Source organism: Bradyrhizobium sp., assembly GCF_022844465.1.
GTDB lineage: Bacteria > Pseudomonadota > Alphaproteobacteria > Rhizobiales > Xanthobacteraceae > Bradyrhizobium.
Genome location: NZ_JALHLP010000021.1, coordinates 39,520 through 59,396, shown reverse-complemented (window position 1 = coordinate 59,396; position 19,877 = coordinate 39,520). Strand labels below are relative to the sequence as shown.

General features: G+C 63.7%; 21 protein-coding genes and 1 riboswitch. Of the genes, 9 read left to right on the top strand and 12 right to left on the bottom strand.

Going from position 1 to position 19,877, the window contains the following annotated elements; genetic code table 11:
- Positions 1 to 24: 24 nt before the first annotated feature.
- The 6 genes from Q0D31_RS21750 to aroQ form a co-directional block, all read right to left on the bottom strand.
- Positions 25 to 2,445 (bottom strand): aerobic carbon-monoxide dehydrogenase large subunit, encoded by a 2,421-nt coding sequence (locus Q0D31_RS21750; RefSeq protein WP_291855909.1) that lies wholly within the window; start codon positions 2,443 to 2,445, stop codon positions 25 to 27.
- Positions 2,442 to 2,942: a (2Fe-2S)-binding protein gene (locus Q0D31_RS21745; RefSeq protein ID WP_291855907.1), complete on the bottom strand. Its 501-nt coding sequence runs from the start codon at positions 2,940 to 2,942 to the stop codon at positions 2,442 to 2,444. The genes Q0D31_RS21750 and Q0D31_RS21745 overlap by 4 nt, the downstream gene beginning before the upstream one ends.
- A gap of 12 nt (positions 2,943 to 2,954) precedes the next feature.
- Positions 2,955 to 3,818 (bottom strand): xanthine dehydrogenase family protein subunit M, encoded by an 864-nt coding sequence (locus tag Q0D31_RS21740; RefSeq protein ID WP_291855905.1) that lies wholly within the window; start codon positions 3,816 to 3,818, stop codon positions 2,955 to 2,957.
- Positions 3,819 to 3,963: 145 nt separating this feature from the next.
- The gene (locus Q0D31_RS21735; protein WP_291855902.1) at positions 3,964 to 5,181 is read right to left on the bottom strand and encodes an MHYT domain-containing protein; all 1,218 of its coding nucleotides are present in this window, start codon (positions 5,179 to 5,181) and stop codon (positions 3,964 to 3,966) included.
- A gap of 187 nt (positions 5,182 to 5,368) precedes the next feature.
- Positions 5,369 to 5,941, bottom strand: a complete 573-nt coding sequence (locus Q0D31_RS21730) for a 6,7-dimethyl-8-ribityllumazine synthase (protein ID WP_291855900.1) — start codon at positions 5,939 to 5,941, stop codon at positions 5,369 to 5,371.
- 73 nt (positions 5,942 to 6,014) lie between these two features.
- A riboswitch (FMN riboswitch) is annotated at positions 6,015 to 6,178 on the bottom strand.
- A 166-nt stretch (positions 6,179 to 6,344) separates the two neighbouring features.
- A complete protein-coding gene (aroQ, locus tag Q0D31_RS21725; RefSeq protein WP_291855898.1) occupies positions 6,345 to 6,776 on the bottom strand; it encodes a type II 3-dehydroquinate dehydratase in 432 nt (143 codons plus the stop codon).
- A 455-nt stretch (positions 6,777 to 7,231) separates the two neighbouring features.
- On the opposite strand from aroQ, the gene Q0D31_RS21720 reads away from it, so the two are divergent.
- Together Q0D31_RS21720 and proC are read left to right on the top strand one after the other, a co-directional pair.
- A complete protein-coding gene (locus Q0D31_RS21720; protein ID WP_291855896.1) occupies positions 7,232 to 7,732 on the top strand; it encodes a YbjN domain-containing protein in 501 nt (166 codons plus the stop codon).
- A gap of 179 nt (positions 7,733 to 7,911) precedes the next feature.
- Complete coding sequence (gene proC, locus Q0D31_RS21715) at positions 7,912 to 8,730, top strand: pyrroline-5-carboxylate reductase (protein WP_291855894.1); 819 nt, start codon at positions 7,912 to 7,914, stop codon at positions 8,728 to 8,730.
- A gap of 270 nt (positions 8,731 to 9,000) precedes the next feature.
- Here proC and Q0D31_RS21710 read toward each other — a convergent pair whose 3' ends face one another.
- From Q0D31_RS21710 to Q0D31_RS21700, 3 genes are all read right to left on the bottom strand, one after another.
- On the bottom strand, positions 9,001 to 9,204 hold the full coding sequence (locus Q0D31_RS21710; RefSeq protein WP_291855892.1) for a tautomerase family protein: 204 nt from the start codon (positions 9,202 to 9,204) through the stop codon (positions 9,001 to 9,003).
- A gap of 132 nt (positions 9,205 to 9,336) precedes the next feature.
- Positions 9,337 to 10,809 carry a histidine--tRNA ligase gene (hisS, locus tag Q0D31_RS21705; RefSeq protein ID WP_291855890.1) on the bottom strand — a complete coding sequence of 491 codons (1,473 nt, stop codon included), beginning with the start codon at positions 10,807 to 10,809 and terminating at the stop codon, positions 9,337 to 9,339.
- A gap of 91 nt (positions 10,810 to 10,900) precedes the next feature.
- A complete protein-coding gene (locus Q0D31_RS21700) occupies positions 10,901 to 11,980 on the bottom strand; it encodes a branched-chain amino acid aminotransferase (RefSeq protein WP_291855948.1) in 1,080 nt (359 codons plus the stop codon).
- Positions 11,981 to 12,394: 414 nt separating this feature from the next.
- On the opposite strand from Q0D31_RS21700, the gene Q0D31_RS21695 reads away from it, so the two are divergent.
- Genes Q0D31_RS21695 through Q0D31_RS21685 form a run of 3 tightly spaced genes read left to right on the top strand, consistent with a single transcriptional unit; the run spans position 12,395 to position 15,082 of the window.
- A complete protein-coding gene (locus tag Q0D31_RS21695) occupies positions 12,395 to 12,949 on the top strand; it encodes a MarR family transcriptional regulator (protein ID WP_291855887.1) in 555 nt (184 codons plus the stop codon).
- 2 nt (positions 12,950 to 12,951) lie between these two features.
- A complete protein-coding gene (locus Q0D31_RS21690; protein ID WP_291855885.1) occupies positions 12,952 to 13,686 on the top strand; it encodes a response regulator transcription factor in 735 nt (244 codons plus the stop codon).
- Positions 13,687 to 13,696: 10 nt separating this feature from the next.
- The gene (locus tag Q0D31_RS21685) at positions 13,697 to 15,082 is read left to right on the top strand and encodes an ATP-binding protein (RefSeq protein WP_291855883.1); all 1,386 of its coding nucleotides are present in this window, start codon (positions 13,697 to 13,699) and stop codon (positions 15,080 to 15,082) included.
- Between the two features lie 145 nt (positions 15,083 to 15,227).
- Here the strand turns inward: Q0D31_RS21685 and Q0D31_RS21680 are convergent, their stop codons facing one another.
- Together Q0D31_RS21680 and Q0D31_RS21675 are read right to left on the bottom strand one after the other, a co-directional pair.
- Positions 15,228 to 15,767, bottom strand: coding sequence for a DUF3617 family protein (locus Q0D31_RS21680; RefSeq protein WP_291855881.1), 540 nt, complete (start codon positions 15,765 to 15,767; stop codon positions 15,228 to 15,230).
- 40 nt (positions 15,768 to 15,807) lie between these two features.
- Positions 15,808 to 16,098, bottom strand: a complete 291-nt coding sequence (locus Q0D31_RS21675) for a hypothetical protein (protein ID WP_291855878.1) — start codon at positions 16,096 to 16,098, stop codon at positions 15,808 to 15,810.
- A gap of 166 nt (positions 16,099 to 16,264) precedes the next feature.
- Between Q0D31_RS21675 and Q0D31_RS21670 the strand changes: the two genes are divergently transcribed.
- The 4 genes from Q0D31_RS21670 to Q0D31_RS21655 all read left to right on the top strand — a co-directional run bounded on the left by Q0D31_RS21670 (position 16,265) and on the right by Q0D31_RS21655 (position 18,950).
- Positions 16,265 to 16,723, top strand: coding sequence for a hypothetical protein (locus Q0D31_RS21670; RefSeq protein ID WP_291855876.1), 459 nt, complete (start codon positions 16,265 to 16,267; stop codon positions 16,721 to 16,723).
- 216 nt (positions 16,724 to 16,939) lie between these two features.
- Positions 16,940 to 17,554, top strand: a complete 615-nt coding sequence (locus Q0D31_RS21665) for a ribonuclease T2 (RefSeq protein WP_291855945.1) — start codon at positions 16,940 to 16,942, stop codon at positions 17,552 to 17,554.
- Positions 17,555 to 17,617: 63 nt separating this feature from the next.
- The gene (gene rlmJ, locus Q0D31_RS21660) at positions 17,618 to 18,478 is read left to right on the top strand and encodes a 23S rRNA (adenine(2030)-N(6))-methyltransferase RlmJ (protein WP_291855874.1); all 861 of its coding nucleotides are present in this window, start codon (positions 17,618 to 17,620) and stop codon (positions 18,476 to 18,478) included.
- Positions 18,479 to 18,734: 256 nt separating this feature from the next.
- Positions 18,735 to 18,950 (top strand): cold-shock protein, encoded by a 216-nt coding sequence (locus Q0D31_RS21655; RefSeq protein WP_291855872.1) that lies wholly within the window; start codon positions 18,735 to 18,737, stop codon positions 18,948 to 18,950.
- Positions 18,951 to 19,190: 240 nt separating this feature from the next.
- On the opposite strand, the gene Q0D31_RS21650 is transcribed toward Q0D31_RS21655, so the two are convergent.
- The gene (locus Q0D31_RS21650) at positions 19,191 to 19,820 is read right to left on the bottom strand and encodes an outer membrane protein (protein ID WP_291855870.1); all 630 of its coding nucleotides are present in this window, start codon (positions 19,818 to 19,820) and stop codon (positions 19,191 to 19,193) included.
- Positions 19,821 to 19,877 lie beyond the last annotated feature (57 nt).

Sequence of the window (19,877 nt, the reverse complement as noted above, 5' to 3'; positions counted from 1 at the left end):
GGAACGACGAGCGTCCCGGCCACACTACGCGAACACTCCCAGATCCTTTGCTGCCTTCCAGTTACGCCAATAGTCATGCGGCATCTGGATATGTGTGCTGCCCAGGAACGAGAAGGCGTCGTTGACGGCGTTGGAGAACGCCGGCACGCCGCCGACGTTCGGACTTTCACCGACACCCTTGGCGCCGATCGGATGATGCGGCGACGGGGTGACGGTGAAGTCGGTTTCCCAATGCGGGGTCTCGACCGCGGTCGGCATGAAGAAATCCATGAACGAGCCCGTGACCACATTGCCTTCATCGTCGTAGCGGATCTCCTGGCCCATTGCGATCGCGAAGGCTTCGGTCAACCCGCCATGCACCTGCCCCTCGATGATCATCGGGTTGATGCGCGTGCCGCAATCGTCGAGCGCATAGAAGCGCCTGACTTTGTAGACCCCGGTATCGACATCGATGTTCATCACGCAGATATAGGCGCCGAACGGATAGGTCATGTTGGGCGGATCGTAATAGCTGACCGCCTCCAGGCCCGGCTCCATGCCCGGCGGCACCGAATTATAGGCCGCCCAGCAGATGTCCTTCATCGACATCGTTTTCTCCGGCAGACCCTTGACGCGGAAGCCGTCGATGTCCCATTCGATGTCGTCTTCGTGCACTTCGAGCTTATAGGCCGCAATCATCTGCGCCTTGGCCCTGATCTTTCGCGCAGCCATGGCAATCGCCGCGCCCGCCACCGGCGTCGAGCGCGAGCCGTAGGTACCGAGCCCATAGGGTGCGGTATCGGTGTTGCCCTCCTCGACCATGATGTCGTCGGCGGGAATGCCGATTTCGGTCGCGATGATCTGCGCCCAGGTCGTTTCGTGGCCCTGGCCCTGGCTCTTGGAGCCGACGCGGGCGATACCCGCCCCCGTGGGGTGCATGCGGATTTCGCAGGAATCGAACATCGCAATGCCAAGGATATCGCAATTCTTCGACGGCCCGGCGCCCACGATCTCGGTGAAGAAAGACACCCCGAGGCCCATGATCTCGCGGGTCTCGCCGCGCTTGAACGCCGCGCGCAGCAACGCCTGCTCCTTGCGCAGCCCGGCATAGTCGACCGTTTCCATCATCTTCCGCATGGCGGTGTGGTAGTCGCCGGAATCGTATTCCCATCCGAGTGCCGAGTGATACGGGAACTGCTCAGCCCTGATGAAGTTCTTCAGGCGCAGTTCGGCCGGATCCATGCCGAGCTTCTGCGCCAGAATATCCATCGCGCGCTCGATGCAGTATGCCGCCTCTGTGACGCGGAACGAGCATCGATAGGCGACGCCGCCCGGCGCCTTGTTGGTATAAATGCCGTCCACCGAAAGATGCGCGGTTGGAAAGTCATAAGATCCGGTGACGATATTGAAGAAGCCGGCCGGCCATTTCGAGGGGTCGGCGCAGGCGTCGAACGCGCCGTGATCGGCCAGAACGTGAACGCGCAGGCCGGTGACCCTGCCCTCCCTGGTCGCGGCGATCTCGGTCGTCATGTGGTAATCGCGCGCGAACGAAGTGGCGGTCAGGTTCTCGATGCGGTCCTCGACCCACTTCACGGGCTTTCCAGTGACGATGGAGGCGACCGCCGCGCAGATATAGCCCGGATAGGCGCCAACCTTGTTGCCGAAGCCGCCGCCGATATCCGGCGAGATCACATGGATCTTGTGTTCCGGGATCTTGGAGATCAGCGCCACGACCGTGCGGATCACATGCGGCGCCTGGAAGGTGCCCCAGATCGACAACTCGCCCTTGATCTTGTCGAACGAGCAGACGCACTGGCAGGTCTCCAGCGGCGACGGATGGGTACGATGATAAGAGAGCATCTCCTTGATCGTCACGTCCGCTTTCCTGAACGCAGCGTCGGTGAGGTCCTTGTCGCCGACGGTCCACTCGAAGACGTGGTTGTGATGTTTGCGCGGACCGTGCGCGCCTGAGGTTTTGCCGGCAAGATCCTCACGCAGCACCGGCGCGTCGGCGTCCATCGCCTTGAACGGATCGATCACGACCGGCAGCGGCTCATACTCGACGATCACCTTGTTGATGCCGTCGTCCGCGGCATAGCGGTCGGTGGCAACCACGAAGGCGACTTCCTGGTTCTGGAACAGCACTTTGCCGTCGGCCAGCACCATCTGCACGTCGCCGGCGAGCGTCGGCATCCAGGCGAGATTGACCGTCTTCAGCGTCTCGGCGGTGATCACCGCAAGCACGCCCGGCACTTTCAGCGCCTCGGTGTCGTCGATCTTCTTGACGCGCGCATGCGCATGCGGCGACCTTACGAAATCGCCGTGCAGCATGCCCGGCAACTTCAGGTCATCGACGTAATTGCCCTTGCCTTGGGTAAAACGGATGTCTTCCACCCGCTTGCGCTTGCAACCCATGCCTTCGAGCTTGGCTTCGCGTTGTTCCCGCGTGGGAGTCATGTCGTTCATTCCGCAGCCTCCTTGAATTCATCGCCATTGATCTTGGCGGCGGCGTATTGGATCGCCTTGACGATGTTCTGATAGCCGGTGCAACGACAGAAATTGCCCGAGATGCCCATGCGGATCTCCTCCTCCGAAGGCCTCGGATTTTCCTTCAACAGCCGCTGCGCGCGCAAGATCATGCCCGGCGTGCAGAAGCCGCATTGCAGCCCATGCGTCATCCGAAAGCCTTCCTGCAACGCCGACAGCGAACCGTCGGCATTGGCGACGCCCTCGATGGTCATGATCTCGGAACCCTGGGCCTGCACCGCGAACATGGTGCAGGACTTCACCGACATGCCGTCGATATCGACGGTGCAGGCGCCGCAATGCGTAGTCTCGCAGCCGATATGGGTGCCGGTGAGCGATAGATTCTCGCGGATGAAATGCACCAGCAGGGTGCGCGGTTCGACGAGGCCTTCGACCTCGACGCCGTTCACCTTCATGGTGACGTGAGTCTTTGCCATGTGGTCTCTCCCCTAACCGGCGCGGCCGGCGGCGCGCTGCAACGCGCGCGTCACCATGATGCCGCCGATATGTTTGCGGTATTCGACCGGCCCGCGGGCATCCGCGGCCGGCGACATGATGGCTTCCGCAGCCGCAGCCGCCTGCTTCAGCGTCGCCGGATCGAGGCTGGTTCCGATCACCGCCTTGGCGGCGTCCTCGGCAAGCAGCGGCGTTTCCGAAAGGTTGGTCAGCCCGATCTTGCAAGTGGCAACCTTGCCGCCCGCCATCGTCAGCACGACCGCGGCAGCCGCGGTGGCGTAATCACCCACCTTGCGCTTTAGCTTCTCGTAGGCGTAGCCGTGACCGGCGGCGGGTAAGGGAATGGATATTGAGGTCAGGAGTTCACCGGGTTCGAGCGCGGTGAAATAGGCGCCCTGGTAGAATTCGTTTGCCGCGACCTCCCGCGCGCCGGACTTGCCTTCGAGCCGGTAACTTGCCGACAAGACCATCATCAGCGCCGGCATGTCATTGCCGGGATCGCCATTGGCGACGTTGCCGCCGATGGTGCCGCGGTAGCGCACCTGCGGATCGGCGATCAGCAGCGCGGTTTCATGCAGGATGGGCAGGGATTTGCCGATGTCGTCGGACGCCAACAATTCATGCTGGGTGGTCATCGCGCCGATCACGATCTTGTCACCGCGGCGCTGAATACCCTTGAGCCCGGCAACGCCATGCAGATCGACAAGATGCTCGGGGCTCGCAAGCCGCAGCTTCATCATTGGCACCAGGCTGTGGCCGCCGGCCAACGGACGGGCCTCATCGCCAAGCGTCGAAAGCAGATTCACGGCTTCAGCGAGCGTCGCCGGCCGATGATAACTGAACGGACCAGGAATCATGCGCCTCCTCCATTCGCCCTTTTCGGACGTTGGTGGCCACGCTCTCCTCAGCCGTTCTTCTCCGCAATATCGCGGGCACAAGGTGAGGAAATTCGCACGGAATGCGCGCAGACGTGCACGAAATGCGTCAGTCTTGCCGACCTAATCAGGAAGCATGCCGCCTGACCAGGCCGAGCCGTACCTTCACCTCGGCGATCTTGGCCCGGCTTACCGGCACGCGATGCGGTGACGGGCCATCGAGTTCGACGATTGCACCGTCACCTTCCTTGCGAACCAGCGTGACGTGCGCCATTGCCACGATGTGGCTGCGGTGCACCCGGACGAACAGGCCGGGGTCGAGTTGCGCCTCAGCCTCCGAGATCGACCACGGGCACATCCGCTCCCGCGTGCCGTCGTGAACCTTGGTATAGTGCGCATCAGCCCGGACGCTCCGGATATCTGCGGTGTCGATGAAGTGGGTGCCGTCGGCGCCCTCGACCGGCAACCGTGGCGCGGGTGAGGCGCGCGGCGGCTGACCAATGCCGCCGAGCGGCGTCGCGCGTAGCCGCGGACCGGTGGGGACCACGCTGGCGGCGGTCGAGGGAACCTCGGCTATCGCGGGTGCATCGCCCCGACCCAGGGCAACCGCTTCGACCGCCGGAGGGACCCTCTTGCGGGGGTCGGGCACCAGCGACAGCAAGAAGCCCGCCGCAATCACGAAGCAAAGCAGCGTGACCACCAGAGACAGCATCTGCGACGAGGCCACCAGCCCGTCAATGTGTTGATGCGATCCGGCCGACGCCGGAACGATAGCCATCCCAGCCATCGCGGTGTAGTGCATGCCCGGCACCGCGACACCGAACGCCACCGCGCTGAGCATCAACTGCACGCCGCCCTGGCGGGCGAGGAAAACGCGCACCCCGCCATAAGCCGTGGCGATCGCGATCACGACCGACAAGACGACCATGGCGGGATCATGCGTGATGGCAAAATCCCCGGACAGCCCGTGCATTCCGACATAATGCATGCTGGCAATACCGGCTCCGAGCAGCACCGCCGAAGACACGACACGCAGGATCGAGGGCTCGCCGACGCTGACGAAAAACAGTGAGATCCCCACGACCAGCGTGCAGATCAGGAACGATATGACGGTCGGCAATACGAGGTAGACCGTACCCGCCGGCAACGGCGCCGCGAGCATGCCAACGAAATGCATGGTCCATATGCCGACGGCAAGAAAGAACGACGCACCCGCCAGCAGCAGGCGATGACTGACGTCCGGCGTCCCCCGGATGCGCGCGGCGAGGCCGAACCCGGTGTAACCTCCCAGAATCGCGATCGCCACCGAGAGCGCGACGAGGTATGGATCGTGTCCTGCGAACATGACCTTCTCGGCCGCCCGTCGCCATGGGCGAGCCTCCTCCCGTCGCCGACTTTACAGGTCCGGCGACGGAAATGACAATCGGCTGCTTGGGCTCGATCTACACTCGACTCGATTCCTTCATGCGCGCCGGGACTCGCTCGGTCCGCGGATGGTCGGCCCGTTTTCCGCTTGAAAACGCCACGAGCGGCTACACGATCCCCGCCGCGACCTGGCCGCGCAGCCGTTCCAGGCTGTGCAGCGTGCTGGCGCAGGCTTCCGCAACCTCGATGCCCTTGATGGCGAAATGCTTGCGGAAGAAATCGTGGTGAACCGCGCTGTCGTGGAATTGCTGCGGGGTGAGCACCGCCGAAAACACCGGCACCTCGGTTTTCAGCTGCACGTCCATCAGCGCCTTGATCACGGTGTCGGCGACGAATTCGTGGCGGTAGATGCCGCCGTCGACCACGAGGCCCGCAGCGACGATGGCCGTATAGCGCCGCGTCTTGGCCAGCAGTTGGGCGTGCAGCGGGATCTCGAACGAACCCGGCACCTCGAACAGGTCGACCTGGGCGCGCGCGATGTGGCGCGCCTCGATCTCGTCGAGGAAGGCGATACGGCATTCCTCGACCACGTCGCGGTGCCACGACGACTGCACGAAGGCGACCCGCTGCGGCTTGACGAAACGTGGATACATCGGCGCCAGCGGCCGTTCGGGCACGTGGTTGCCGCCGACAGTTGGCGGGTGGGATTGGATTTCAGGCTCTTGCAACATCTGATTCATGGCTTTCCTCTTTCAGGACCAGAATCAGGGCACACGGAACGACCTTGGCCACGCGCAAACGCGCAGCCGCCGCAACCGTTCTCTTTCATCCGGACTTTAACCGTCGGCTTCGGATTCACACCGAATCTGCTGACCCTTCCTGCCCCGGAAACTTCCCGGGAGAACAAGGCGCTCGCGGGCTTGGGCTACGTCACCCTTACCGCCGGTGGGGATTTTCACCCCGCCCTGAGAACATCGGCCGCCCGGGATGGACGACCTATGCTAGAATATGACCAAACGCCGGCGCGTCAGCAAGCGCTTTGGCATGGGGAATCGGCATGCGCCCCTTCCGTCCTCACAGAACCGGGGCGCGTGCTGGTCAACGGCAGCCGGAATGAGGCGGGTGCCGGGTGAACGCCTTGCTTCACTTCATCTGGGCGACGGTCTGCATCGCCGCAATGTAGCCATAGGGCCCAAGGCCGCAGATCACGCCGGTCGCGACGAACGATATCTTGGAATGGCGGTGATACTCGTCACGGGCGTGGATGTTGGAAATATGCACCTCGATCACCGGGCCTTCGAAGGCCTTGATCGCATCCATGATCCCGACCGAGGTAAAGGAGAAGCCGGCCGGGTTGATGATGATGGCGTCGGCGTCCTGACGCGCGGACTGGATCAGGTCGATGATGACGCCTTCATGGTTGGATTGATGGAAGGCGACCTTCAGTCCGAGCTTGGCTGCATGCGCTGCGCAATCCTCCTCGATCTGCGCCAGCGTCGTGGTGCCGTAAATGTGCGGCTCGCGCACGCCGAGCAGATTGAGGTTGGGGCCGTTGAGGATCATCACGCGCTTCATGGTCTGGTCCTTTTCCAAGAGTTTCCGGTGGTCGAGGTAGTGGGCCCATGTCCTGTGGCCGCGCACCGCAGGCGCCTTGCACCAAAAAAGCGGCCTCCCCGCCAGTATGTGCGAGTGCCCGGCGGAGGACACGCGAAATGACGTCAACCCGGAACAATTAACGAAGAATTAACCATTGTGGCAAACCCGCTGATGGCACGGGAAAACCGGAATCCGATTCCGGTTTGTTCCCTAGCTGGCAATCATGGCCGCGATCAACTGTGGACGACGCCGCTTTGGCCTGTGGATGGACTCAGGGGTCAGTTGCGCGGATTCCGCAAATCACATCACTTGACCTCGGCAGGCCTCGAAGCAAGCGGCGATCCGAGGATTGCAACCGGCGGCGACGCATCAATCCAACGCGCCCCGCTACCCGTGCGTGTATCCGAAGAATCAAGGAACAAGGTCGAGACGGCATGTCCCTCCTCGAAGGCAATATCGATTCCCGGAACAACCCGCTTGCGGTTGTCGAGGACATCGCCGCCGATAACAACTGGGCGTTCGAGCGCTCCGGCGAAGACGAAGTGACCATCATCTCGCGGGGCGACTGGACCGACTACCAACTGTCCTACACCTGGATGGCCGAGATCGAGGCGCTGCATCTGGCCTGCGCCTTCGACATGAAGATTCCGGCCGGGCGGCGCGCCGAGGTGCAGCGGCTGATCGCTGCGATCAACGAGCAATTGTGGATCGGACATTTCGACATCTGGACCCATACCGGCATGGTCATGTACCGGCAGGCGCTGGTGCTGCCGGGCGGGCTGGTCGCCTCGGCCGCGCAATGCGAGGCCATGCTGGTCGGCGCCATCCAGGCTTGCGAGCGCTACTACCCCGCGTTCCAGTTCGTGGTCTGGGCCGGCAAGACCGCCGCGGAGGCCATGAGCGCGGCGATGTTCGATACCGAGGGCGAGGCATAGGGCCACCGCCTTCGCACACTCAATGTCGTCCCTGCGAAAGCATGCGAAAGCAGGGACCCATACGCCGCGGCGCCTTTGTTCGGGCAAGATGCTTGTCGCGCAGGCTTCGCTTCACTAGAATCGACTGTGGTTATGGGTCCCCGCGTCCGCGGGGACGACGGCAGTATTGTGGTGACGCCTTGAACGCCAACGCCCTTCAAAACCTCTACGGCACCGTCGCGCTTGCCGGCGCCGGCAAAATGGGCGGCGCGATGCTGACGGGATGGCTGGCGCGCGGCCTCGACGCGCGCCGCGTGATCGTTTTCGAACCCTCCCCGTCCGATGAAATTAAGGCGCTAACCGCAACGGGCGTCCGCCTCAATCCCGCGGATGCCGGCACGGTCGAAACGCTGGTGGTCGCGGTGAAGCCGCAGACCTTTCGCGAAGCGGGACCCGGGTTAAGGCCGGTGGTCGGGCCGTCCACGCTCGTGGTCTCGATCATGGCCGGCACGCCGATCGCGGCGCTGGAGCGGGTCTGCGGCGGCATGGTGATTCGCGCGATGCCGAACACGCCGGCCGCGATCGGCCGCGGTATCACGGTGGCGGTCGCAGCAAAGCGCGTCAGCGCGGCGCAGCGCGCCACCGCCGACGCGCTGTTGCGCGCCACCGGCGCGGTCGAATGGGTCGACGATGAGGGCCTGATCGACGCGGTGACCGCGGTGTCCGGCTCCGGGCCGGCCTATGTCTTCCTGCTCGCCGAGGAACTGGCGCGCGCCGGCGTCGAGGCCGGGCTGCCGGCCGAGCTCGCCACCAGGCTTGCGCGCGAGACCGTCGCCGGCTCGGGCGAACTGCTGCACCGCTCGGACCTGTCCGCCGCCACGCTGCGCCAGAACGTCACCTCGCCCGGCGGCACCACGGCGGCCGCGCTTGACGTGCTGATGGGCAAGGACGGCCTGCAGCCGCTGATGATCCGCGCGATTGCCGCGGCGACCCGGCGCTCGAAGGAACTGGGGAAGTAGCCGCGAATCCGGTGGACAAAACGACTTGTCCGCCGTCGCTTGAAGAGCGAAGGCGGAAGCGTGCCCGCCCTCGCGAGGTGCGCAGCGCCGGCACGACCAGCGTACGCTCGGCGCTCATGCCGACCTCGATGACATCGTTAGCGTCCATGGACTTGCTTAGTCATTCCGGGATGGTGCGTTAGCACCAGACCTCAGATGCGCAATTGCGCATCGGGGAATCTCGAGATTCCGGGTTCGATGCTTCGCATCGCCCCGGAACGACGGCAGAAATTACTTCTTCGCCGCGGCCGCGCGCTCGACGAAGGTCTTGCCGCCCTTCATCTTGTGGGTGAGCGGCGCTTCGTTGATCTGGATCACGACCGCATCGGCATCGACGCCGAGGTTCTTCACCAGCGCCTGGGTGATGTCGCGCATCATGCCGGCCTTCTGTTCGTCGGTGCGGCCAGCGGCCATGCTCACGGTGATCTCAGGCATTTTCGTCTCCCCTTTTTTCTTTCGTGTTTTCTTTCGTGACGGCCGGGCTTGTCCCGGCCGCCCGCGATCGTTTCCATCAAACAAGACGTGGATGCCCGGCACAAGGCTGGGCATGATGGCTCAAATGGATGGTTATCCCCACTTCACGTTATGACGCACCAGCACTTCGCGCACGGCATCGACGAGCCTGCTTTGATCGACCTCGTATTGAGCCTCGGACTGTTTCCGCAAATACTCTTCGCGGTCCTTGATTTCGGTAAGCCCCGCACCAAGGATCAAATCCTTGATCTGGATCTTGCCATTCGCCCTCTCGTCCGAGCCCTGGACGATCGCACAGGGCGCGTTTCGCCGGTCGGCATATTTCATTTGCTGGCCAATACTGTGTTTTGGGTTTCCCAGATACAGTTCGGCGCGAATGTTCGCGTTGCGTAGCGTCGCGACCATCTTCTGATACTCGGCAATGTCGCCGCCGAACACCGTAACGACGACCGGGCCAAATGCCGGCCTGGTATCGAGCTTGCCGAGCAGGGTCAGCGCCGCCTGCAGCCGCGACACGCCGATGGAAAAACCGGTCGCCGGCACCGGCTCGCCGCGAAAGCGCGAGACCAGCCCGTCATAGCGCCCGCCGCCGCCCACCGAGCCGAAGCGAACGGGTCGGCCCTTGTCGTCGCGGGTTTCGAGCAGCAGTTCGGCTTCGTAGACAGGGCCGGTGTAGTATTCGAGGCCGCGCACGACGGAGGGGTCGATAATGATTTGATCCGACCCGTAGCCGGATGCAGCAACGAGCTTGCTGATCGCATCGAGTTCGTCACGCCCCTCCTGTCCGATCTTGCTGTCGCGCAGCCGCGCATCAATCGGCGCGCCCTGTTCGATCGCGCCGACCACCAAGGCGATATCGCCCGCCTTGAGCCCCGCGCCCTTGGTGAAGTCACCTGACTCATCCTTACGGCCGTCGCCCAGCAACTGCTGAACGCCGGAAATGCCGAGGCGATCAAGTTTGTCGATCGCGCGCATAACAATCAGCCATTGCCCGTCGTCAGCGATCCCTAGCGCCTCCCTCACCCCATCGAGCACCTTGCGGTTGTTCACCTTCACCACATAGGAGCCGCGCGGAATCCCGAGCGCTTCCATCGTATCCGCCGCCATCATGCACATCTCGGCGTCGGCCGCCGGCGACGCGCTGCCGACCGTGTCGGCGTCGAACTGCATGAACTGGCGGAAGCGGCCGGGGCCGGGCTTTTCGTTGCGATAGACATAGCCCTCGCGGTAGCTGCGATAGGGTTTTGGCAATGAATCAAAATTCTCCGCGACATAGCGCGCCAGCGGCGCGGTCAGGTCGTAGCGCAGCGATATCCACTGCTCGTCATCGTCCTGGAACGAGAACACGCCCTCGTTCGGCCGATCCTGGTCCGGCAGGAATTTGCCAAGCGCGTCGGTGTACTCCATCGCCGGTGTTTCCACCGGCTCGAAGCCGTAGCGCTCATAGACCTCGCGGATTTTCTCCACCATCCGGCGCGTAGCCGCAATCGCGGCCGGGCCGCGATCTTCCAGCCCGCGCGGCAGGCGCGCCTTCAGCTTCTGCGGTTTTTTGGATTTTTCAGCCATGGAGGGCTAGGTACCAGCGCGGACGCTGTGCGGCAACCGGGCTGGCTACGCCCCCTCCCCCGCAAGCGGGAGAGGGAGAAGGATGCGCCGCTCACAAGACCTTTCTGATCCAGTCGTGCGGGTCCGCCACGCGGCCGTACTGGATGTCGACCAACTGCTTGCGCAGCCCCATGGCGACCGGGCCAGCCGCGCCGCCACCGATCAGAAAATCGCCGCTGCCCGAACACACCTTGCCGATCGGCGAGATTACCGCCGCGGTGCCGCAGGCGAACGCCTCTGTCAGCCTGCCGCTGGCGGCATCGGCGCGCCACTGCTCGATGGTGTAGGCCTCCTCGCGCACGCGCGTGCCGGAGTCCCTGGCGAGCGCCAGGATCGAATCGCGGGTGATGCCGGGCAGGATGGTGCCGAGCGGCGGCGTCAGGAGCGAACCATCGTCGAAGGTGAAGAAGACGTTCATGCCGCCGAGCTCCTCGATATAGCGGCGCTCGATCGCATCGAGGAACACCACCTGGTCGCAGCCGTGGTCGATGGCCTCGGCCTGCGCGCGCAGGCTGGCGGCGTAGTTGCCGCCGCATTTGACGGCGCCAGTACCGCCGATCGCGGCGCGCGTGTAGTTCTCGGACACCCAGATCGACACCGGTGCTGGTCCGCCCTTGAAATAGGAGCCGACCGGCGAGGCGATCACGGCAAAGATGTATTCCGCCGACGGCTTCACGCCGAGGAAGACCTCGCTCGCGATCATGAACGGCCGCAGGTAGAGACTGCCCTCGCCGCCCGGAATCCAGGCGCGGTCGATCCGCACGAGTTGCTCGACCGCTTCGATAAACACGGATTCAGGAAGCGGTGCCATCGCCATGCGCTCCGCCGAATTGCGAAAGCGTCGGGCGTTGGCGTCGGGGCGGAACAGGTTCACGCCGCCATCGTCGCGCTTGTAAGCTTTCAAGCCCTCGAAAATCTCCTGCGCGTAGTGCAGCACGGCTGTGGCCGGATCGAGCGGAAAATTCGCCCGCGATTCGACGCGCGCGCCATGCCAGCCCTTGGCCTGGCTGTAGCGGACCAGGGCCATGTGATCGCTGAAAACCCGGCCAAAGCCAGGATCCGCGAGCTTGGCCGCGCGCGCGCTGTCGGGAGTCGGGACAGCCGACGGCTGGATTTCGAATTTCAAGCCCATCCCCGTGCCTTTCGCCGCTGCGGCTTCCGGCGCCGGCCTGGCTGCCCGCTCCCTGACGCCATCAATCTTGTCGAACGAAACTCCCATGGGGTCCTCTCCCGGATTGGCGCGAAAAACCCGCGCCCTGCGCCCTGGTTGTCAAAAACCAAGGCCTTGATTGATTCGCCTGGACCTCAGCCACCAGCCCTGTGGCCGGCTTCAGCGCCTTCATGTCCGCGAGGACATGCTTTTGCGGACTGCCGAAGTCCAGTATGTTTCCCGAAATGCCGCACGACAATCGCACGGTAGTCCAATTTGCGCCGTTTCCGCCATCGCCGGCCTTTTTCGGCTGGGCAGGGTATCTCTCCCTCTCGAACGACTTAAAGTTTCGCATTGAACGCAAGTTTTGTAACATTGAACCCAAGATATGTCAATATGGCTGACGTAAATTTTCAAAGAGCCGCGGTCGCCCCTGATTCGAAGGGGTTGGCAGGCGCGTCCCCCGCTTCGCGGGCCGGCGAAATGCGCTGGGATGTGATCGAGCTGCTGTTCTTTGCCTACCGCGATTTCGTCGGCGACGCCGACCATGAGCTCGAGGCTTTCGGGTTCGGCCGCGCCCATCACCGGGTGATGCATTTCGTCTACCGCTATCCCGGCCTCAAGGTCGCCGACCTCCTGGACGTCCTGCGCATCACCAAGCAGTCGCTCGGCCGGGTGCTCAAGCAATTGCTCGATGAAGGCTACATCATCCAGAAGACCGGCAATAACGACCGTCGACAGCGTCTGCTTTACGCCACCCCAAAGGGGGAAGCCTTGGTGACCAGGCTCGCCGGGCTGCAGACCGATCGCATCACCCGCGCGCTCGGCGGAATCGATCCCGCCGGCGTCGAGGCGATCGGCCGCTTCCTGCGCGCGATGATCGACCGTGACGACCCCGACAAGGTGCTGGAAGCGATTTTCGGAGCCGGCAGCAAGAAGCCAAGGGAGTGACCGTGGCGCAAGCAGCAACCATCGCCGCCGCCACCGCGCGCACGCCGCCGCAGCCGGCCGACGACGCCCCGCATCTGCTGCTGGTCGACGACGACCGCCGTATCCGCGATTTGCTGTCGCGGTTTCTGTCCGGCGAAGGCTACCGCGTCACCACCGCCTCGAGCGCCAGCGACGCCCGCGCGAAACTGCTCGGCCTCCACTTCGACCTGCTGATCCTCGACGTGATGATGCCCGGCGAAACCGGCTTCGAGCTGGCACGTTTCATTCGCACCTCCTCCTCAGTGCCGATCATCATGCTGACGGCGCGCCACGAGGCAGAGGCGCGGATCGAGGGCCTGCAGATCGGCGCCGACGACTATGTCGCCAAGCCGTTCGAGCCGCGCGAGCTGGTGCTGCGGATCGGAAATATCCTCAAGCGCAGCGCGCCGCCGCCGGTGGAAGTGATCGAGCAAATCGCCTTCGGGCCATATCTGTTTCATCTCGATCGCGGCGAATTGCGCAGGGGCGAGGAAATCGTCCACCTGACCGATCGCGAGCGCGAAATGCTGCGGATTCTGTCGGCGATACCGGGTGAAACGGTGCCGCGCGCGGCGCTGGCGGGCGGCGGAACCGTGAACGAGCGCGCGGTCGACGTGCAGATCAATCGGCTGCGGCGCAAGATCGAACGCGATCCCGCCAATCCGCTGTTTCTGCAGGCGGTGCGCGGCATCGGCTATCGCCTGGTCGCATCGCCTTGAGCCCGCAACCATGAGCACGCTCGACACTGGCCTGACCATGATCCGCAACGCGTCACAACGCGTCTCCGCGGCCAATGGCTGGATGGGCAACGCGTTCAAGAGCTGGATGCCGACCGGCCTTTACGCGCGCGCGCTCCTGATCATGATCGTGCCGATGGTGATCCTGCAAACCGTGGTTGCGTTCGTGTTCATGGAGCGGCACTGGAACACGGTGACGCGTCGACTTTCCGCCGCCGTGGTGCAGGACATCGCGAGCCTGATCGACGTCTACAAGGGCTATCCTCAGGACAAGGAACGCGCGCAGTTGCGCCGCATCGGGCAACGGCTGCAACTGGTCGTCGATTTTCTTCCGGTCGGCGACCTGCCGCCGCCCGGTCCTAAGCCGTTTTTCTCGCTGCTCGACCAGCAGCTCTCGGTGCAGCTCGGCCGCCAGATCGGCAGGCCATTCTGGACCGACACCGTCGGCAAATCCAACCTGGTCGAAATACGCATCCAGCTCGATGACGCCGTGATGCGCGTATTCGCGCAGCGCAGCGCGGCCTACGCCTCCAATTCCGAGATATTCATCTTCTGGATGCTGGGCACGTCTTCGATATTGCTGATCGTCGCGGTGCTGTTCCTGCGCAACCAGATAAGGCCGATCCTGCGGCTCGCGGAAGCCGCCGAAAGCTTCGGCAAGGGCCGCGAGGCGCCGAATTTCCGCCCGCGCGGCGCTCGGGAAGTGCGGCAGGCGGCGCAGGCATTCCTGGAGATGAAGGCGCGCATCGAGCGCTCGATCGAGCAGCGCACCGCGATGCTGGCCGGCGTCAGCCACGATCTGCGCACCATCCTGACCCGCTTCAAGCTCGAACTCGCCCTGATCGGCGACAGCCCCGAGGTCGACGGCATGCGCAGGGATGTCGATGAGATGTCCGGCATGCTGGAGGCCTATCTCGCCTTCGCGCGGGGCGACAGCGGCGAGATCGCGCAGCCGACCGACATGGCGATGGCGCTGGAAGAATTGCGCGGCGATGCCGAACGCAACGGTCATGCCGCGACGGTGACGTTTCACGGGCTGCCCGTAGTGACCGTCAAGCCGGCCTCTTTCAAACGCTGCCTCGCCAACCTCATCTCCAACGCGGCGCGGCACGCCGACACGATTTCGATCACCGGCCATCGCGATCACCGCTATTTGACGGTGACAATCGACGACGACGGGCCGGGAATCCCGGTCGAGATGCGCGAGGAGGTGTTCAAGCCGTTCCTGCGCCTTGACGACGCCCGCAACCAGGACGAGGGCGGCACCGGTCTCGGGCTGGCCATCGCCCGCGACATCGCCCGCTCGCACGGTGGAGACATCACGCTCGGCAATAGCCCGATGGGCGGCCTGCGTGCGGCGGTGCGGGTGCCGGTGTAACCCGATATTCCTGCGTTGCGGCCATCCGTCGAGACGCAGGCTTCGCCTGCTCCTCATGGTGAGAACCTTAGTCCCTCATGGTGAGGAGCGCGGCGACGCCGTGCGTCTCGAACCATGTGGCCAGTAGCGCAATCAGCAAGCGCCGTTACTTCTGCTTCGGCATCATGCCCTTCAGCTTTTCCATGTCCTTGATGTTCATCTTGATGCCGCCGGGCATCATCATGTCGCCGGGCCTCTGGTCGGCCTTGCAGGCGCCGAGCCATTTCGCCTCGATCATCGTCGTCGAATCCCGCGGCACGCCGGCGGGACCGCCCTCGCTGCGCGAGGTGGACTTGACGGTATAGGCGGAGTTGAAGTCGCCGACGATTTCAGCGCGCGAGGCGATCGATACGCCAGCGATGGCGCAGACCGAATCGGTGACGTAGCCGGTGGCCGTCTTCTGGATATCCTGCTTCGTGCACATTTCCTTGGCCATGGGCGAAAACGACGTGCTCATGTCCTTGTCGGTGGTCTGGTCGGTACACTGCTGCATGGTCATTTCGGGGGCCGTCGCGCCCGCGCGCAACACCTTCATCTCCCACAGGCCGGCCCTGCGCACCGGCAGTTCCACGGCGTGAGCGTCACTGACCGGCAACAGGGCCAACAGAGCAAGCGCCGATCCGAGTGACAGAAGCCGTCGCGCCATGCTCGCGCTCCCTCTGCTAGAAGATCAAGGCTGGTTGCGCTCAGTAGAGCGTGCGCAGAGGCCGTTCGGCGGCGCCATAGGGCACCCAGCGGCAGGCAAAGGAGATGTACCCGCCATAATTGGGCTGTACAGCCAGGAACCGCGCCACCTTGCCGTAGGAGGCGCAGTGGTCCACGGCCATTTGGCGCGCATCCACCTGTGTGGCAAGCGGATAGGCGATAATGCCGCCGGTGTCATTTCCCTTGAAAGGTGGCACCCAATGAGCCGGCGCCGGCGTGCTTGCCAGCATTCCGCATATTGCAACCAGGCTCGCGGCCCCAATCCTTCGCATGATCGACTCCCTTTCGCTCGAAGCGCACCATACGGCGCGCCGCAGGCCATGAAAAGAATGGTTGCGGCCCGACAAAGACTTGCCTTGCAGGTGTTGCCGCGCTGCACTTGACCTCGCCGGGGCTTCGCGGCACCGTTATCCTGCGTTGGACCAGTTGCGGATTCCCATGAACATCCTGTTCACACCATTGAAAGCGCTCGGCCTTGCGGCAACCGTCGCCCTGCTGATCTCCGGAACCATGGCCCAGGCCGCCAGTCCACTCGAACTGAATTTCGGGCTTTTCGGCCCGCGTTATGACGGCCGTGTTGCACCGTGCGAAGCTGCGTTGCCGACGATCACCTCGCAGTTCCAGGAGAAGGAAAGCACTTTCTGGAATTCAGCGCTGACGATCACCGCCTATGGCCGGATCCATGAAACCGCCTTCCGGCCCTGGCAATCCGACAATATTCCGCGGCGCTACTGCAGCGGCGACGTCATGTTGAGCGACGGCAAGCTCCGCAGCGTTCATTACTCGATCATCGAGGATGGCGGCTTTGCCGGCTTCGGCCAGGGCGTCGAGTGGTGCGTGACCGGGCTTGACCGCAACTGGGCCTACGGCGCCCGCTGCAGGGCCGCGCGGCCCTAAACTCTAGTCCTTGGGGATTGCCCCGCCTCTTTCCTCGCCGGCTTCAATGCGATGCGGTCAGCCGCTGATTCCGGACCCAATACATTTTGTTCTTGAAATGTTCCATTTGGCTGCTACGCTTCGGGAACGGTGGGCAAGGGGGATGGTTCGATGTTTCGATCAACTGGTGTTTTTCGGCTCCTTCTTTTGGTGTCCGTTGTCGTCGCCTCCGCGGGAATGGCTTCGGCCCAGGACCGCCGCCAGAACGCCCCCGGCGAGTTCGATTTCTACGTCCTGGCCCTTTCATGGTCACCGTCGTTCTGCGAGCAGGCGGCCGAGCGCGGCAGCAGCGGGCGCTCGCAGACCCAGTGCGGCCGCCCCTATTCGTTCGTGGTCCATGGCCTGTGGCCGCAATATGAGCGCGGCTTTCCCGAATACTGCCTGCGGCCGTCGCCGCGGCTAGACCGCAACGTCATGACCTCGATGCTGGACTTGATGCCGGCGCCGGGTCTGATCTTCAATGGATGGGACAAGCACGGCACCTGTTCGGGGCTGGGCGCGCGCGCCTATTTCGAAAACGTCCGCAAGGCGCGTGCCGCGGTGAAGATCCCCGAGGAATTCCTGCAATTGTCGGAAGCCAAGACCATTAGCCCCGGCGACCTCGAACAAGCCTTTATCACGGTCAATCCGGGCCTGAGCAGTTCGGCGATTTCGGTGGTCTGCAGCAGTCGGCGCCTGAGCGAAGTCCGGGTCTGCATGAGCAAGGACATGCAATTCCGCGCGTGTGAGGAAGTCGACCGCCGGGCCTGCCGCCGCGACGAGGTGGTGATGCCGCCAGTGCGGGGCGGCTAACCCCACCGTTCTCGGCGGCGTGGATTGTTCGCCGCGTTCGCCCTGACGTGCTAACCCCTGCCCATGAACTACCGACACGCCTTCCACGCCGGCGGCTTTGCCGACGTCATCAAGCATATCGTGCTGGTGCGCATGCTGACCTATCTGCAGGAAAAGCCGGCGGCGTTTCGCGTCATCGACACCCATGCCGGCGCCGGGCGTTACGATCTCACCGGCGACGAGGCGCGCCGTGGCGGCGAATGGCTGAGCGGGATCGCCCGGGTGATGCAGGCGCGGTTCTCTGAAAATGCGCTGCCTCTGGTGACGCCCTATCTCGACATCGTCAGGGCCTTCAACCCTCCAGGGGAGTTGAAGGCCTATCCCGGCTCACCCATGATCGCCCGCGCGCTGCTGCGGCCGCAGGACCGGCTCACGGCCTGCGAAATCGAGCCGGGTGCCCGCAAGCAACTGATCGAGACGCTGCGCCGTGACGCCCAGGCACGGGTGGTCGACCTTGACGGGTGGATGGCGTTGCCGGCTTTCGTGCCGCCGAACGAACGTCGCGGCCTGGTGCTGATCGACTCCTCATTCGAACACAAGGACGAGTTCGAAAAACTGGCCGACGGCTTCACTGAGGCCTTCGCGAAATGGCCGACCGGAAGCTACCTGATCTGGTACCCCGTGAAGAGCCGGCGCGCCACCGACACCCTGGCCCGCCTGGTCGCCGGCGCGGCTGCCGCCAGCAAGCCGGCGGCGAAATGTCTGCGCCTCGAATTCAGCGCCGCGCCGCAGGCCGCAGGCGGCCCCCTCACCTCCAGCGGCCTTCTGATGGTCAATCCGCCATGGACGCTGGCGGGTGAGTTGAAGACCATTCTACCCGAACTTGAAAAGCCGCTCGGCCAGGGCGGCGCCGGCCGCTTCAGGCTCGAGACGCCCAAGCCATAAGGCACCGCGCCTGCAGGGGAAAATGCGATCGGGCAGTAGGCAATCAGCGGAAAACCGTATTATGCTTCGGCCGTTGGACTGGCTTTACGTTCCGCTTCCGCGAATGGTTGCGGCGGAGCATTCAAGGCCAAGACCGGGCCGATCGGCGGCGCGAACCCGAACGGCTGGGGTGGCCAGGCCTCCGGCAGCGAATGTCCGGTCGGCCGATACGCGAATTGCGCGTAGCGGCGGAGCAAGGCGGGGGAAGGAGCACCCGATGGCCATGACTGGAACTATCAAGTTCTTCAATGGAGAGCGCGGCTACGGCTTCATCAAGCCTGATGATGGCGGTCGCGATGTGTTCGTCCACATCACCGCCGTGGAGCGGGCCGGATTGAAAGATCTGGCGGAAGGACAGCGCATTGCGTTCGAGGTTGAGCCGGACAAGAAGGGTAAGGGTCCCAAGGCGGTTAACCTGGTCGTTTCTTCGTGAGCGGACGTTCGCGCGCTGGAATCGGATTGAACCCTTGCCTGCAAGAGCATGATCCGGAAAAGTGTGCAGCGGTTTTCCGAAAAGATCATGCTCGAACAAAGAGCTAAAGTACGATGATGCATCCCAATCTCATCGTGCTTTAGGATGCGTCGAACGCAGCCATCGCGCGCGACGGTCTCGCCCTGAAGAAAAAGCCCCGGCGGCTCACGCCGCCGGGAGTCTGTAGCCGGTAGTTTCTTGTCAGAAGCGATAGTTCACGCCGGCCCGCACGGTGCCGAACCGGTAACCGTTTGGCGCACCGGTGATGACAAAATTGCTGTTGTTCAGATCCACATAGAGATATTCGATCTTGGCGCTCCAGTTCGGGGCAAAACCCATCTCGGCGCCGGCACCGAGCGTCCAACCGAGATTGGCATGGGATTCCGAAAGGCCGAAAGTGGACGCGCGCAGTTCGCCGTAAGCGAGACCGCCGGTGCCGTAGAAAAGAATGTTGTTAAGCGCGTAGCCGACCCGGCCGCGCACCGTGCCAAACCAGGGGTTGGAGAATTTCCAGGGAGCGAAGGTTTCCTCGGCGCCGGTCGCCTGTATGTCGCCTTCGATGCCGAACACCCACGGCTCCGCGCCCGGTCGCCAATTGAAGCCCGCCTGAACGCCGCCAACGAATCCTGACGGCTTGGTCGGATTGTTTGCGACCGATCCCCATGCGTAGCCGAGATTGCCACCGAGATAGAGGCCGGCCCAGCTATAGGAGTCGAAACGCTGATTGACGGTGTAGGGCGCCCGCGATCCGTAATTGAGGTCGCCCGCCCGCGCTGACATTGTCCAGCCCGCGGCGACCAGCACCAGCGCACGCAAAGCAAACCTGACCATCACGCAACTCCACGCAACTGCCGCGACTTTCCGGTTCGGGAGCCCCGGACCGGTTAG